This window comes from Luteimonas mephitis DSM 12574 (genome assembly GCF_000422305.1).
GTDB lineage: Bacteria > Pseudomonadota > Gammaproteobacteria > Xanthomonadales > Xanthomonadaceae > Luteimonas > Luteimonas mephitis.
Genome location: NZ_AULN01000019.1, coordinates 152,077 through 167,283, shown reverse-complemented (window position 1 = coordinate 167,283; position 15,207 = coordinate 152,077). Strand labels below are relative to the sequence as shown.

Genomic DNA, 15,207 nt, shown 5'->3' with positions numbered 1-15,207 from the left:
CCTGTTCGGGCTTCATCTGCCCTTGGCCCGGGAAAGCCTGCTGCGGGTCCTGGTCGTAATCCTTGAGCCACTTGCGCAGCACATTCAGATGGATCCCCAAGTCCCGGGAGGCTTGCGCCACCGATGTTCCCCGCTCCCGCACCAGCTTGACCGCCTCAACCTTGAACTCTCGGGTAAAGGTCCGCTTTGCCATTTGCCACCTCCGGTTTCATCATCACACCTAAACCAGGTGTCTGTGAAACCGGCAGCAGTCCACTTCGACATTCGCTTGAGTTGAGGCCATCCCTTGAATTAAAACCGAAAAGGCCAAAGGCGCGCGGCACGACGGATCCTGATCCGAGCGAAGTGCGCGGCAGCATTGGCCTATCTACGTACCTAAAGTTCATGACCCAGACCAGCGAACTACATGGGAATCTCGCTGCGAACTTCCCGGAGCTTCCGGTGCATTTCTGCAGCAGGTTGGCGTCGGCACGATCGAAAAACGTGATCAACGGACTGCCGGGGGCATCTGTGGTGCTGCTGGCTGGAGTAGATGATCTGCAGGAGTCCCCTAGGCTGCAAGCCAAAACAAGGAGTCGCAAGTTTGCGGTTGTGTGTGGCGTGCTGGCAGGAGGCAAAAGGCTATATCAGCCGATGGAGATGTTTGGGGATGGGGTAATCGGACTTCCACTGGAAGGACTGCGGCAGCCGCTCCTGATCAAGTCGTCGGAGTGGGAAACAATCGTCGATCGGAGCGGGTTCCCATGCTGCCGTTTCGTTGCCAGGAAGCTTTTTCGCAGATCGGATGATCTGTACGGGCTGTTCGCCGGGCGTATTTTTCGGGACGATGCGGGGATGCTGCGCGTTCTGAACGGGGCCCTTCGCTTTGCCGCGGCGAACTTCATACCGGTCGACTCGAGATTGGAGTCTGAGGTGGCGATGAATCTGACATATGCGAGAAGGGTGTTTGCCAAGCCGCAAATCTATCGGACGACCGACTTCTGTCTGCCTGATTTTGTGCTGTATGACACAAACCCAATCACCGTCATTGAGGTGCGCGGTATGAGGACACTTGATTACTTGGCCAGATTCCGAGAAAAACTAAGCATGCTTCGAACGATGACAAGCGTCCATGTCGTCGTCGTCGATGATGTGCGTGGCGGGCAGTTGATGTGCGATGGGAGTGTCGTGGAGTTGCCTCCACCATCATGGGCTGCCGTCGAGTGCAACTACGAGCGAATCCATGGGCTGGATTGGGGCTTGCAAACGGCATTGAAAGGCGCAGGCGTCTGCTGATCGTCGCTGGCGCGACGAAAGCATGTCCGCACTTGAAGCGGTCTCGCTCCGACAAAAGAAGATTCATCTCTAGGTAGGGCGTGGTATCTGTGGTCCGTTGCGAACCTGGGCAGGCATCCGGCTAGGTGCTTCGTTGCAATCTGATGTGGGGAGCCAGCGACTCGCGTCGGATTGTCTTCGTGGACGTAGTCCTCCAGCCGATCAGGGAGCAAGAGCCATTGGGGGTGATCGACTCCATGACCGGTTTGGCGGCGGCTGCGCACCAACCGCAGCTCTGGGCAAGTCGGTCGCCTCAGGTATGCGAAGTAAGGCGCTCAGGCACCGGTTTTGTCTTCTCCAAGCCGAAGCGCGTATACGCCCATACGAAAGCGAAGAACCCGAAGTAGATGGCCGTCCAGAAGCGTCCGAACCAGGTTTCGATGCGGTTGGCGTCCACGTCGTGACCAAGCCACTGCGGTAGCGCCTGGGCGAATACGCCCGCACCGATGGCGCCGAGCATCAGGAACGACAATGCGAACAGTCCAAGTGCGACCTTGTAGCCCTGGCCACGGTAGCGGATGGACTTCACCTTTCCGCGATCCAACCACGGCATGAAGAACAGCACTGCAATTGCCGCAAACATGACCAGAACGCCCCACAGTTTGATTCCGAGGAATGCAGGTACGACGCGCAACATCGCGTAGTACGGGGTGAAGTACCACACCGGTTTGATGTGTTCCGGCGTCACCAGGCGGTTGGCCTCGACGAAGTTGTCGTGTTCAAGGAACCAGCCGCCGAAAGTGGGGGCGAAAAAGATGATGAAGGCGCCCACGAGCAGGAACATGGACGTGCTGAGCAGGTCCTCGACACTGTAGTAGGGATGGAAGGGAATACCATCAAGTGGTACGCCTTTCGCATCGAGGCTGTCGCCTATCTCGATTCCGTCCGGATTGTTGGAGCCCATCTCGTGCAGTGCCAGGATATGGATCGTCACCAGCAACAGCAGAACCAGTGGCAACGCGATCACATGCAATGCGAAGAAGCGGTTGAGGGTGGCGTCGCCCGGCAGGTAGTCGCCCATGATCCACTCGGTCAGGCCGTTGCCGACGACGGGTATCGCGCCGAACAGCGAGATGATCACCTTGGCGCCCCAGAACGACATCTGGCCCCATGGCAGCACGTAACCCATAAACGCCTCGGCCATCAGCACGAGGTACACCAGCATCCCCAGCACCCAGACCAGCTCGCGCGACTTCTTGTACGACCCGTACAGAAGCGCACGAAACATGTGCAGATAGACGACAATGAAGAACAGGGAAGCGCCGGTGCTGTGCATGTAGCGGATCAGCCAGCCCCACGGCACGTCGCGCATGATGTACTCGACCGACGAGAATGCCTCGGCCGCGGACGGCTTGAAGTGCATCGCAAGGAAGATTCCCGTGAGCAACTGGTTGACCAGCGCCACCCCCGCCAATGCGCCGAACAAATACCAGACGTTGAAGTTCTTCGGCGCGTAATAGGTCGCGGTGTGGGCCGACACGAAAGACAGCCAGGGCAGGCGATCCTCGATCCAGCCCAGCAGGCGATTCTTCGGATGCAGGCGGACGATCTTCAGGGCCATGGCTTCACTCCGGCACTAGTCGAACGAAGACTCGCCGGAGGCGAGGGCGATGACGTGCTTGATGCCCTGGCGGAACATCTTGGTGTAGGGGCAGATACGCTCTGTGTTGCGGACCAGTTCCGCCGCGAGTGCGCGATCGAGGCCGGGCAGGCTGATCCGTGCCTCAGCCGTAAGCAGGAATAGACCGTCGACCGGGTCGCGGGCGGCGGTCACGGTGGCTTCCACACTGGCATCGACCAGGGCGATCCCTGCACGCGCGGCGAGCAGGCTCAAGGCACCATGAAAACAGGCTGCATAGCCAGCCGCCAGCAGCTGCTCGGGGTTGGTGCCGCCACCAGGTCCGCCAAGTTCCAGTGGCAGGCGCATGGCGACATCGAGTGCACCATCATCGGATTTCACGATGCCTGAAGCGCGCCCATGCGCGGCTTCCCCGCCGGTCACGCGCACGCGACCGGTGTAGATCGGCTTGGCATCCTCGCCGTGGTACTTGTCCAGGAGACTCTGTGGCGGCGGCTGTAAAGGAGTCACGGGAAGGCCGTTGGCATGATCGGAAAGTTGGACTGGCGAGGCCGGTGTACTGCCGGCATCACGACGCTTGTGCGCGCGGCGCGTCGGCTGGGACAAAGCGGGGCTGATCGATGACCCATCGGTCGAAACTCAGTTCGCCGTGCCAGGCGGACGCGCCAGGCATCAGCGTGTCGGTACCGAGCTCCGCGCCGAAGTAGGGTGCGTGTACGTCGCTGACCACGTCGCGTGGGTCCTCGGTGATCGCCATGAAGCGCTTGGCCAGGCTGGCCAGCGACTCGCTCTCGGGCCCGGCGATCTCGATGATGCCGTTGACCGGCTCTTCTTGTGCCAACCGTGCCACGTCCTTGGCGACGTCTTCGGCGGCGATGGGTTGCACCAGGGCCGGTGACAGCCGCACCGTGTTGCCGTCGGCGGCCGACTGGATCATGCGCGGCAGGAACTCGAAGAACTGGGTGGAGTGGATGATCGTGTAGGGAATCCCGGATTCACGGATCAATGCTTCCTGCGCGATCTTGCCGCGGAAATAGCCGCTGGCTTCCAGTTTCTCGGTGCCCACCACCGACAGCGCCACGTGATGGCCGACGCCGGCCTTGGCTTCGGCGCCCAGCACGTTGCGGCCAGCTGTCTGGAAGAAGTCGAGCACTGCGGCGTCTTCGAACGAGGGCGAGTTCGCCAGATCGACGACTACGTCTGTACCCACCATGGCAGCGTCGAGCCCTTCGCCCGTCAGGATGTCGATGCCGGTCGAAGGCGCCGCCGCAACCACTTCGTGGCCTTGCCCGGCGAGTCGCGCGACGACCTTGCTGCCAATGAGTCCGGTGCCACCAATCACTACGAATTTCATGTTGTTTCTCCACGCTGGGGTTTGGGGGAGATCGATTGGAACTCCGCTCCAGGAGGTGCTCGGGAGCACCTGGGGATGCTAGGGAGAGTCTGCAGACGGCAGAAGACCTGTGTTCGCACGCATGGTGTTGCCCTTTGCGCATCAATCCCGCGCGGCTCGATTGTGGCGGCAAGACACTGCGTAACCAGGCGGCGGGAGTCGCGGCAGCGGCACTGTTTCCGAACGCGCAACGCCATGCGTCCACACGCGGGTCTACCGCGGGTTTGAGGCGCCGTCTAGCGTCGGTCCCGGGCGCGCAAACCTTCGCGTCGCTCCCAACTTTCCCCCAATTTCAAGGAGCATCGACATGAGCCAACGTGCCGATTTCATGCAGCAATCCCCGGAACTCACCAAGAAGCTCGTCGAGCTGGACGCGCTGTTCAAGAAGACAACCATCGAGGAGTCGATCCAGGACCTGGTCAAGATCCGCGCATCGCAGATCAACGGTTGTGCCTTCTGCCTGGACATGCATGTCAAGCAGGCCACGATCCGCGGCGAACGTCCGCTGCGCATCCTCCATCTCCCCGCGTGGCGCGAGTCGCCGCTGTTCAACCCGCGTGAGCGTGCATCTCTGGCATGGGCCGAAGTGCTCACGCAGATCCCGGCACAGGGAGTCGCCGATGACTACTACGAGCGCGTTGGTGCGCAGCTCTCGGAGAAGGAAATGTCCGACCTGGCATTCATCGTTGCGTCGATCAATGCCTGGAACCGGATCAACATCGGCTTCAGGACCGTACCGGGCAGTCGCGACAAGGCGTACGGCTTGGACAAGGCGAAGCTCGCCTGATCCGCGGCATGGACCTGGCACCGCGGGTGCCCGGCCTCTTCCCCCAACAGCCCACGAAAGGAGCCATCGATGCACATCCATCATTGCCTCGGCTTTTGCCTGCTGCTCTCGTCAGTCGCGGCGATGGCGCAGGAACCCGCCACCACCGCGCCGAAGCCGATCGCCACGCCGGTCATGACCCAACCATTGCCTGAGTTCCCGGGCAAGGAAGTCTTGCTCCTGTCAGTCGAGTTCCCGCCAGGGGCGGTCGATCCGGTCCATCGCCACGATGCGGAGGCGTTCGTCTACGTCCTGGAAGGAAACGTCGTCATGGGCGTTGCCGGTGGCAGCGAAGTCACCCTGGGTCCTGGCGACACATTCCATGAGCGTCCGGAAGACCTGCATACGGTCGGGCGCAATGCGAGCTCGCAGAAGCCGGCCAGGTTCCTCGCGTTCCTGATCAAGGACGCCGGCAAGCCAGCGGTGATCCCCGCGAACTGATGCAGCGTCCCGAATCTCGGCAGAGAGCCGCGTTTTCCTCAGGACTTCTCGGACCCCGGGTAAAACCGGGGTCCCCTTTTCTGCGCGCATCAAGGGGATCAATCTGCCGATACACTCTCGCGGGTCGAACCCAGGCTGATCGTGTGTGCGCAGTCCTGTCCCGAAGGGTTGAGCGTATCGCGGAGGGGCACCGACCGGGCAGGGCGGAGGACGACTCCAAACTGGCAATCGCGAACCGCCCAGTCGGCTCCCGGAACAGCGCTACTCCTCGAACGGAGATTCCAGCAGCGCATCCACCGCTGAAGGCGGATCGTAATCGGGCACGAAACGTTCGCCGAAATCCCTGGCGAAGTTGTCGTACGTGGTCTCGGGTTGCGCCTCGGCGATCCTGCAAACTGCATGCGCGAAATGGTGCTTCATGCCCAGGCGGGGGAACGCCTCGAGGATCCGTGCCATGTCGGCTTGCGGAATCGACTCATAGCCCCATCCACCCCAGTCGATGCCGACACCCCGGGTGCACAGCGCGGCTTCGGCTTCCTTGTGGAGGCAGATCGAGGGTGTGGAGTTGAGTGCGATGCTGTCCCATACCAGTTGGGCGCGACGTTCATCAACGCCCTCGCCGCGGACGAAGTCACGCGCGGCGTTGGCGCCTTGCACCTCGAAACGCAGGGGGCCGCTGGCCGCCTTCGTCAGGCCGAGATCGTGCAGCAGCGTCGAAACTGCCAGTACCTCGGCATCGTAGGGCTCGCCCTTCCGGTCCGCCAGTATCACTGCGAACAGCCAAGACCGCATGACGTGGTTGAAGAGGTAGGGTTCGGAGCTTTCGCGCACGTACTCGATCGCCCGCGAGACCAGGAGTGTGTCCGGCAAGGTGATCCCGGCCAGGGTGCGCGTGGCGGGCTCACGGGAATAGGGCGAGTACGAGGGCAACGCCCGGCCGATGCTCGACAGCGTTTGCATGGGAGTTCCTCCTATGGAGATCCGGTTGGGGCAAGCAGGTCCAGCACCGCGTCGGCGAATGCTCGTGGTGCTTCCTGCGGCAGGTTATGGCCGACCCCCTGGACGATGCGATGCGTCCTGCGAGCGGCAAACAGTGCCGCGCTGGACTTGCCGTCCGTGGCTGGGACAACGCCGTCTGCATCACCGTCCAGGGTGATTGCAGGCACGGTAATCGGTGGCAGCGAGGCAAGTTGGTGCTCGATCTCCCGATAGCGGGCGAACCCATCCGCCAAACCCATCCGGTGACGATACGAATGGATCACGACGTCCACGAAATCCGGATTGTCGAAGGCCTTGGCGCTGCGCTCGAACGTCGCATCGTCGAATGCCCAGGTCGGTGAATTGTTCTCCCACAGGATCCGCGCGACTTCCCTTCTGTTTGCCGTCAAGCCAGCGCGGCCGCGTTCGCTCTGGAAGTAGTGCTGGTACCACAAGCCCCATTCGATGCGTGCGGGCGCAGGCCGCCCCGCGTGCGCGATGTCCTGGATCAGGTAACTGTTCACGGAGACCAGGCCACGGCACCGGTCGGGCCAAAGCGCGGCGGCCACGCATGCGGCCCGGCCACCCCAGTCATAGCCAGCCAGGACGGCGCTGGGCATTTCCAATGCATCCATCAGATCAATCACGTCCGCGCCGATCGCACCCTGCTGTCCCGCGCGAGGCTCGTCGGCATCAATGAAGCGCGTTGGCCCGTGTCCACGCAGGTAGGGGACGACAACGCGACACCCCCGTGAGGCCAGTAGCGGCGCGACTTCCTGATAGCTATGGACGTCGTACGGAAACCCGTGGAGCAGGAGGACGGGCTTGCCGTCCCGCGGACCGGATTCGAAGTAGGCCACCTCCAGTTGGCCCGCCTTGATCGTCCTGGCTTGCCCCAGTTCGGCGCGCAGCCCGGCGCGTGGGGGCGTGGCGGCTGCGCGCGTGATCAAGGAACGGCCGGCAGCCACGGTGATGCCGCCCAGGGCGACCCCCTTTGCGGCGCCTCCGATGATCGCGCGCCGCCGCTTGTCGATATGTTCCTGCATGGGAGTTCTCCGGCTGTTGCGGGCTCAGCGCGAGTTCGCAGCTTCGACGATGAGACGGACCACTTCGTCCGGGTGCGACACCATGACCAGGTGCGAGGCGCCATCGATCTCGACGATCCGGCGCGACCGTGCACGACGGGCCATGAAGCGCAGGGCTTCCGGTGGAATATTCCTGTCCAGGCTGCCAAAGACTGACCACGAAGGAATCGATCCCCAAGCCGGCGGGCCGGATGCTTCGTTCAGTGCCTTGTCGGTCACGGGTCGTTGGGCGACCGCTGCTGCGGCTGCCGGGCCAGCGGGGACATCAGCCGCGAACTGCTGATGGAAGCGTGCCTGCTGGATGTAGAGATCATTGCTGCCATCGGGCAGCGCGACGGGCTGCTCGAGGGCGGCAGCGAGCGTGCTCCCTGGAAACCTTGTAGAGAGGCCGGCGGCACTTTCGCCCATCTCCGGTGCGAATGCGGCGACGTACACCAGGGCCTTGATCTCATGGCGCCCGGAATCGACGCCGCTGATCACCATTCCGCCATAGGAATGACCGACCAGCACGACGGGTCCATCGATCGTTTCGAGCAGGGCGTCGAGATAGGCAGCGTCGTACTTGACGCTTCGCAGGGGATTGGCTGCGGCGACGACGGGATAGCCGCGGACAACGAGGTCGCTTGCCACATCATTCCAGCTGGAGGAATCGGCGAATGCGCCATGGACGAGAACGATCGTCGGCTTGGCAGTGGGATGCGCGGCTTGCTTCGGTTCGGCACAGAGCGCAGTGAAGGCGATGGACAGGACGCCGAAGAGCGCCAGTCGCTTGATCAAGGTATTCATGGGGACCTCTGTGGATTGGGTGAAGTTGCGCCGACCGGGATCGGCTTGACGCCATCCCGGTACTGCGGCGTGGTTTCAAGATAGGAAGTGCAACGCGGTGTCGGAAGGCATCGGAATGCCCCGCCGTGTTGCGTTGCGTGCAGCAATCGCACCGGGATTCCATGTGCTGCGCCCGCAGGGCGATGCTTGAAAAGCGGCTGGAGAACGCGACGGTCGAGGTCTGGCAAGAATTCCCATACGGCACGCGCGTCACGCATGCCGCTTTCATCAACCGGGACCTGCCGGAGTTCTTTCGCGCGTACCTGGTGCACGCCGACGGTGGCATGCTCGCCGGCGTGGCCGCGCTTGCGGACTGGCCGCGGCATGCCCTATGCGGCCTTCCCGGGTCGATTTGATTCGGGGACCGAGGCTTCCCGCCCAAGGCGTCGTCGTGTGGCTGATTGGTACTCCGCGGGGACGCCGCGCCAACGTGGGTTTGTCCCGTGCACGAACGGGTGGAAAGTGCACGTCCCGTTACAGCCGCCTCGACGACCTGACACCCGTCGTCTTCGTTGCCATGGGGGGAAGCTGGAGCAATTCTGGGTTCGGGCGCTGATGAGCGGAAGACGGGAACCGGTAGCCACCGAGTTGTCGCGCAGGCATCAATCCAGATCGCAGCGTATGCGGCAGGGATTAAATCTCATGCATCTGGATTGCACTGACGCGCAGGTGACATCAACGCCCGGAACGGGGCATCACCAGCTGGCGCGCGCGTACTGCGACCGTTCGAACCAGGCCTGGAAACCCAGCTCCCCGCGCTCGGCATCTTCGTGTGGGAGCAGAACACATTCGTCCAGCGTGGCGCCAAAGTAGGGCGCTTCGGGGTCGGTGCACACCTCGTAGGGTGCTTCCATGTCGATGACGAATTGCCGGATGAGCTCGGACATCCGGGCCCGCTCCGGGCCGGCGATCTCGATCGAGCCGTTGACGGGCACTTCAGTGGCAGCCCGCGCGATCGTCGAGGCGACATCATCGGAGGCGACGGGCTCGATGTAGGCTGGCGACAAGTGGATCGCCTGGCCGTCGATGGCGTAGTTGATGATGTCGAGGAGGAACTCGAAGAACTGCGTGGCGTGCACGATGGTGAACGGGATACCCGATGAGGCAATCACGCGTTCCTGCAGCGCCTTCCCGCGGAGGTAGGGGCTTGCATCGAGGCGGCCAGTCCCGACCACGGAAAGCGATACGTGGTGTTTCACTCCGGCGCGCTTCTCGGTATCGATCAGATTGGAGATGGCGGTCTTGAAGAACTCGAAGGCAGCCATGTCGTCGAAGGTTGGTGAATTGCTGACATCGACAACGACGTCTGCACCAACCAGGCTGTCGGCCAACCCTTGCCCTGTCACCAGGTCAACGCCGGTCGAACGGGATGCAGCCGACACACGGTGGCCCTGTGCGCGCAACCTCTCGACGATGTTCCGGCCTACCAGGCCCCTTCCGCCAATAACGATGATGTTCATGCCTGCCTCCTGGTGAGGTGCCGGCTGGCGTGTCACGCGTTCGCATCCCGGCTTGCGCTTCGATGCTAGGAGGCGCCTTCGTGCTGCGGTAGCTCCATAGCCGGAACTGCAGCGATTCCCTGGATGCATCAATGCCGGATACGTGCAGCCGCGATGATGGCAGGCTTCTGGAGCCGGTCGACTTCAGGCGCCGAGCCAGAAGGCGACGTTGCGGACGTACTGCTTCGTCGAGCGGAGTGCCTCGGGGAACCGTGTGATTGCATCGCCGGCAGGCTCGCTCACGAAGGAGGGGCAGCCGGCTTCGGGGGCCCAGTTGTAGTCGGTGAAGTGGTGGAAGCTCGACTGGGCGATTGCGCGCCCGCCGTGTCCGGAGCGTTCGAAGGCGACGGCGATGTTGAATCGCCGGGTCGACGCCAGGCTCTGTCCCTCCATGATGACGCGGGCGCTCGGGTCGTCCGGCGGGGCGCTCACTGCGCCTTCGTGCGGATGCGACGGCAGGTACTGGATGACGCCAGTGGGCGAGTGCCTGTCCCGCATCACCGGATGGATGTTGCCGACCGGACGGACTCGCTGGAAATCTCCGTTCGCGCCGGAGTAGTAGTTGGGCCATGAGATCGGGGACGAGAAGAGGTTGTCGACGCACCGACGCGCTTCGTTGCGCTCCGGGTTGTGGCTATGGAAGTGGTGCGCGGCGCCGACGCCGCCCAGGTTGCAGATCGAGCTGCCCAGGTTCATGTGGTCGCGCGTGACCATCAGGCTGCCACCGAGTTGGCGGAAGCGGCTGATGCCCGCGCAGTCCTCGGCAGCCAGGCCGTCACCGCCGTCGACGGCGAGGAGCCAAAGCTGTTGGTAGCCGGAGTCGTGCAGGTTCGACAGCACGGGATCCGGTTTCCCGCGCGCGGCGCGATTGCGTGCAGTCACCTCGAAGGCAAGCTGGCCCTGGTCGTCCCTGAGTTGTGACAGGAATTCAGCCAGGTGGCTGAAACGTCCGATGTTCCAGTCGTCCGGAACGTCGTCGATCGTGGTTTGCAGCAGGATGTTCAGCATGGCGTCGAGAGTGTGTGCAGTATCAAGCGGCCTGGCGCGCCGGGTTGTCGAGGCCGTATGCCAGCCCGGTCAGGCACTGCAGGTCCGAAGCCCGGATCCTGGCCGTCATGAAGTCGATGAACACCCGCATGCGCGACGGCATGTGCTGCCGGCTCAGGTAGCAGATGTAATGGCCGCTGTCATCGGGCGCGTACTGCGTCAGGCAGGAAACCAGTGCGCCGGACCTCAATGCTTCGCAGGCCAGGTAGCCCGGCATCTGGGCGATGCCTTGCCCGTCGAGTACGGCCTGCAGCACCGTTTCGGGATCGTTGCAGGTGAGCCTGGCCTGCGGCAGGATCTTGCGGATCTGGCCCTCCGCCTTGAATTCCCATTCGAAGATCCGGCCGGAACCCAGCCGATAGTTGATGCATTCGTGATTGGCCAGGTCGTCCATCACGGCAGGCAGTCCGTGTGCCTGCTGGTACTCGGGCGAGGCGCAGACCAGCAGCTGCATGGGGATGATCTGCCTGGCGATGATGTCGGCATCCTCCATGCGGCCATTGCGGAATGCGATGTCAACGCGGTCGGATGTGAAGTCGGTCGGCTTGTCGCTCAGGAGCAGGTCGATCGATACCTCTGGATAGATGGCCTGGAACTCGCGCAGCAGTGGTGCCACCACCTTGCGGCCGAAGCCGGTGGCTGAACTGACGCGAAGATGGCCGCGCGGCGGACCATCCCGAAGATCCCGCATTTCCTCGACTGCCTGGACGATCCGGGCGACTCCGCTATGGCAGCTCGCATAGAACAGGTCGCCTTCGCGGGTGGGAGAGGTGCTCCGGGTGGTCCGATGCAGGAGGCGAACGTTCAACTGGTCCTCCAGCTTCTGGACATTGCGGCTCACCGCGGAGCGGCCGATGCCCAGGCGGTCGCCCGCCCGCGCAAAGCTGCCTTCCGTGACCACGGCGATGAAGGCGACGACACCGGCGTAGGTCGTGGCGAAGCTGGTGGCCAGGGGATCCGTGGGAGGGGCGAGGAGCGTGGAGGGGGGCATGGCAGCGGCTTCCGGCTTGGTGAGGGCGGGGCGTTCGATCTCGCGATGCGAACCGCTCGCCTACCGTGCGCGCCCAGACGCCTCAAGCGCCAGTTAATGCCTGTCAATGCATGTAAAGGAGATGATCGGCGTGCTTTTCCGCCGCTGGATCGAATCCAGCACGGGCACGACAAGGGCTCGTGGCTTCAACCGCCGTCGGCGTGGGGCGGATCTGCTGCAATCCGGGTGCTGTCCTGGCCCAAAGGCAGGCTTCGGGCGATCTCGTCACGCAACCCGCAGGCCTGTGTGATCGCCGGGTCGTCCTGGTCGGGGGCGTTCGCGCACGTCTGCTCAAGCAGTTGCAGCGCCTGTTGCGGTCGGTCCAGGTGCGCCCACATCCTTGCCAAGCTCAAGCTGGCTCGCAATTCCCAGGCCTTTGCGTCTTGCTGCCTCGAGGTTTCGAGCGCCCGGAGGTAGAAACCTTCGGCTTCATCGGTCATCCCCCGCAGCTCGCTTTTCCGACCAAGGGCACGCCAGACTTCCGCGGCACTCCACAGGCCTTCCCCGAGCGAGAGCCGCGCAACCATCCCGTCGTCGACCCAGTCGGTACAGAACGTTACGAGCATCTCCCTGCGAGGCGCGTCGTAGCTCGCGAACTGGGCGGACACATCACGGACATGGAGGGCGGAATCCTGGGCGGTGCGCAGCTGCAGGCCCTGGGAGTACCAGTCGGCGTATCGGAGCCAACCCACCAACCCCTTGCGCTGTGCTTCGTCCGTCATCACCCGGATCCACTTGCCGGCAAGCTCGAGTTCGCCCGACCACAGGGCGACGGGGCAGGCACCGTAAAGTGCGGCGCACAGAGAGACGGCATGCCCGGACGATTCGGCGCGGGCCACCGCATCGCTTGCAGTCTCCAGGGCCTTCGCCGTTTTTCCCTGGATCCAGAGCGTCCGTGCCAGCATCGCCTTCGCCGCGACGGCCGGGTCCACCCCGACCATGTTGGTGCGCGTGCGACCGGCGCCGCCGCTCAATTGCAGAGACGTTTCACAGTGCTGCTTTGCCGCGGCAAAGTTGCCGCAGAAATGATTCGCCATCGCGCTCACGCGGTGGGCGAGATTGAGTGCAGCGGGGTCGGACCACGATTTCGCAATCGCAAGCAGCGTTGCCGACTGCTGAAGCGCTGCGACGTACTCGCCGCGGAACATGTCATGCGTGCACCGCCCCCAGCGGACCTGCAGTTCCAGTACGCGCGACTCGGCTGCCAATGCGCCGGCAAGGGCGCGGTCGGAGACCGTAGCCAGATCGGGGTTCAGGACGTCCGTGTGCAGTAGCGCGATGATCAACGCGTTCAATAGCCAGGTCTCCGTCTCCCTATCCGGATCCGGCTGCTGATCGATCAGTTCGAGCGCCGCTTCGACCCTGTCGCGATACTCGGCGACCTGGGATACGTGGAACCACAAGGGCGCCGACGACGTGACCAGTGCCGCGGCAGTCCTTGCATCCGATGGGTCAGCCAGGCAGGCCTCAAGCGCAGAGCGCACGTCATCCAGGTGATGGGCATACCGGTCGCCCCAATCGTGCGCCGTGAGGTTTGGCAAATCCGCCGTCGCGGCCTTCATCAGGTCAAGCATGAATATCGCATGGTGGCGCAGCAATGCCGGATGCTCATCGCTCTGCGCAAGCAGCGAAGCTGCGTAGCTTCTGGTTGTATCAAGCAGGCGATATGGCGCGATGGCATCGTTGCCATCGAAGGACACCAGCGACTTGTTGGCCAGCGAGATCAACGCGTCGAACGCAACGTCCGGGTCCATGTCGCCAGCGGCGACGCCAAGCGCGGATTCGACATTGAAGCGGCCCCTGAAGACCGATAGCCGGCGGAAGACCCGCGACTCGTTTTCATCCAGCAGGGCAATGCTCCAATCGAGTGCCGCCGCAAGCGACCTGTGGCGCGGAAGCGCCGCCCGGCTGTCGATGGAGAGAAGCCGCATGTGGTCATCCAGCCTGAGGGCAAGGCTGCCGGCGGACTGGACGCCGAGGCGTGCGGCCACCAGTTCGATGGCCAGGGGAATGCCGTCGAGTTGGCGCGAAATCCTGGCGAGCAGCGGGCCATCCGATTCCTCGAACCCTCCAGCGCCGGCGGCCTTGGCCCGTTCGATGAGCAGTTCGACTGCGGGCCAGTGCAGTGCTTGTGCAAGCGTGACGTTCTCGGCATCGGGGACGGCGAGCGCGGACAGGCGCTGGACGTACTCGCCCGAGACGCGCAGCGGTTCCCGACTGGTCGCAAGGATGCTCAGGCCGGGCAGGGCCGTCAGCAGGCGCGTGATCGGAAGCGCGAGCGCATCCACGACGTGTTCGCAGTTGTCGATCAGCAGCAGCGCATCGCGTCCAGCGAGGTTCTGGATGATGCCCTGGAGGGGGTCGGGCAAGTCGGCTGCGACGCCCAGCGACCTCGCAATGGTGCCGAGCACGTGGTCTGGCGAGATCAATGGAGAAAGATCGATGAAGGCCACCTGCATGGCCGGCTTCTGTTGGCAATGCTCCGCGGCGCGGATCGCAACGCTGGTCTTGCCGATGCCGCCGGCACCGACGATCGTGACCAGCCGGTGTCCTTCGAGTGACGCCAGGACATCGCCCACGTCGGCTTCGCGCCCGATGAGTTCGGTCAGACGCACAGGCAACTTCGCCAGCGGAGCGTGCGGTCGCGTCAAAGCCGTGGCCGGGGAGTCGGTCAGTTCACGAACAACCCGTCCATTGAACCGGTAGCCTCGCAGCGGGACGTTGGTGATCCATTCCTTGCAACCGTCGCTGGCATCGGGCTCGCCCAGGGCTTTTCGAAGCAGGGACATGTGCACCCGGACGCTGGCTTCCTCGACCACGACGCCGGTCCAGACGGCGGATAGCAATTCTTCCTTGCTGACCAGTTCGCCGGCCCGCTTGATCAGCTGCAATAGCAAATCGAACGAACGAGGTCCCAATCGCACCGGTTGGCCGGACGACTCAAGCCGGCGCTGGTTCTCCCAGAGGACAAAGGAGCCAAACCGCAAGCAAACGTCGCCGGATGCCGGGCCGTCGGCTGGGGGCGGCGGAGAATCGGATGGATCCTTGGACTGTGCTTGCATGATTGAGCGCCTGTGGCTCGCCTCATGGCCCCGGTGCCATCGTAAGGCAACTCGATCGAATCAATGGTTCGAGCACGGCAGGCCACGTCGTGCCTGATTCGCAATTAAACCACCAGGCCTGCCGCTTC

At 63.4% G+C, this 15,207-nt stretch carries 15 protein-coding genes; 4 read left to right on the top strand and 11 right to left on the bottom strand.

Annotated features, from left to right (window positions below; genetic code table 11):
- The coding region (locus H570_RS0109755; RefSeq protein ID WP_027080572.1) for an IS3 family transposase at positions 1-193 on the bottom strand (193 nt) is incomplete at its 3' end.
- A gap of 191 nt (positions 194-384) precedes the next feature.
- Between H570_RS0109755 and H570_RS17110 the strand changes: the two genes are divergently transcribed.
- Complete coding sequence (locus H570_RS17110) at positions 385-1,275, top strand: DUF1173 family protein (RefSeq protein WP_156899929.1); 891 nt, start codon at positions 385-387, stop codon at positions 1,273-1,275.
- A gap of 292 nt (positions 1,276-1,567) precedes the next feature.
- On the opposite strand, the gene H570_RS0109745 is transcribed toward H570_RS17110, so the two are convergent.
- The 3 genes from H570_RS0109745 to H570_RS0109735 are packed head-to-tail and all read right to left on the bottom strand — an operon-like array spanning position 1,568 to position 4,247.
- The gene (locus tag H570_RS0109745; RefSeq protein WP_425411559.1) at positions 1,568-2,869 is read right to left on the bottom strand and encodes a cytochrome b; all 1,302 of its coding nucleotides are present in this window, start codon (positions 2,867-2,869) and stop codon (positions 1,568-1,570) included.
- A 21-nt stretch (positions 2,870-2,890) separates the two neighbouring features.
- Positions 2,891-3,403, bottom strand: coding sequence for an OsmC family protein (locus tag H570_RS0109740; RefSeq protein ID WP_027080570.1), 513 nt, complete (start codon positions 3,401-3,403; stop codon positions 2,891-2,893).
- Positions 3,404-3,461: 58 nt separating this feature from the next.
- The gene (locus tag H570_RS0109735) at positions 3,462-4,247 is read right to left on the bottom strand and encodes an SDR family oxidoreductase (protein ID WP_027080569.1); all 786 of its coding nucleotides are present in this window, start codon (positions 4,245-4,247) and stop codon (positions 3,462-3,464) included.
- Between the two features lie 346 nt (positions 4,248-4,593).
- On the opposite strand from H570_RS0109735, the gene H570_RS0109730 reads away from it, so the two are divergent.
- Positions 4,594-5,073: a carboxymuconolactone decarboxylase family protein gene (locus tag H570_RS0109730; RefSeq protein WP_027080568.1), complete on the top strand. Its 480-nt coding sequence runs from the start codon at positions 4,594-4,596 to the stop codon at positions 5,071-5,073.
- A 69-nt stretch (positions 5,074-5,142) separates the two neighbouring features.
- Positions 5,143-5,553 (top strand): cupin domain-containing protein, encoded by a 411-nt coding sequence (locus H570_RS0109725; protein WP_084500040.1) that lies wholly within the window; start codon positions 5,143-5,145, stop codon positions 5,551-5,553.
- Between the two features lie 261 nt (positions 5,554-5,814).
- Here the strand turns inward: H570_RS0109725 and H570_RS0109720 are convergent, their stop codons facing one another.
- Genes H570_RS0109720 through H570_RS0109710 form a run of 3 tightly spaced genes read right to left on the bottom strand, consistent with a single transcriptional unit; the run spans position 5,815 to position 8,402 of the window.
- Positions 5,815-6,513, bottom strand: a complete 699-nt coding sequence (locus H570_RS0109720; RefSeq protein ID WP_245559586.1) for an HD domain-containing protein — start codon at positions 6,511-6,513, stop codon at positions 5,815-5,817.
- 11 nt (positions 6,514-6,524) lie between these two features.
- Complete coding sequence (locus H570_RS0109715) at positions 6,525-7,577, bottom strand: alpha/beta fold hydrolase (RefSeq protein WP_027080565.1); 1,053 nt, start codon at positions 7,575-7,577, stop codon at positions 6,525-6,527.
- A 24-nt stretch (positions 7,578-7,601) separates the two neighbouring features.
- Positions 7,602-8,402: an alpha/beta fold hydrolase gene (locus tag H570_RS0109710; RefSeq protein WP_027080564.1), complete on the bottom strand. Its 801-nt coding sequence runs from the start codon at positions 8,400-8,402 to the stop codon at positions 7,602-7,604.
- A 137-nt stretch (positions 8,403-8,539) separates the two neighbouring features.
- Between H570_RS0109710 and H570_RS0109705 the strand changes: the two genes are divergently transcribed.
- Positions 8,540-8,797, top strand: a complete 258-nt coding sequence (locus H570_RS0109705) for a hypothetical protein (protein ID WP_169447760.1) — start codon at positions 8,540-8,542, stop codon at positions 8,795-8,797.
- Between the two features lie 339 nt (positions 8,798-9,136).
- Here the strand turns inward: H570_RS0109705 and H570_RS0109700 are convergent, their stop codons facing one another.
- The 4 genes from H570_RS0109700 to H570_RS17100 all read right to left on the bottom strand — a co-directional run bounded on the left by H570_RS0109700 (position 9,137) and on the right by H570_RS17100 (position 15,079).
- Positions 9,137-9,901 carry an SDR family oxidoreductase gene (locus H570_RS0109700; protein WP_027080562.1) on the bottom strand — a complete coding sequence of 255 codons (765 nt, stop codon included), beginning with the start codon at positions 9,899-9,901 and terminating at the stop codon, positions 9,137-9,139.
- Positions 9,902-10,084: 183 nt separating this feature from the next.
- Complete coding sequence (locus tag H570_RS0109695) at positions 10,085-10,948, bottom strand: hypothetical protein (protein WP_027080561.1); 864 nt, start codon at positions 10,946-10,948, stop codon at positions 10,085-10,087.
- 22 nt (positions 10,949-10,970) lie between these two features.
- Positions 10,971-11,978: a LysR family transcriptional regulator gene (locus H570_RS17105; RefSeq protein WP_036135811.1), complete on the bottom strand. Its 1,008-nt coding sequence runs from the start codon at positions 11,976-11,978 to the stop codon at positions 10,971-10,973.
- A gap of 185 nt (positions 11,979-12,163) precedes the next feature.
- Complete coding sequence (locus H570_RS17100) at positions 12,164-15,079, bottom strand: winged helix-turn-helix domain-containing protein (RefSeq protein ID WP_084500036.1); 2,916 nt, start codon at positions 15,077-15,079, stop codon at positions 12,164-12,166.
- Positions 15,080-15,207: the final 128 nt, after the last annotated feature.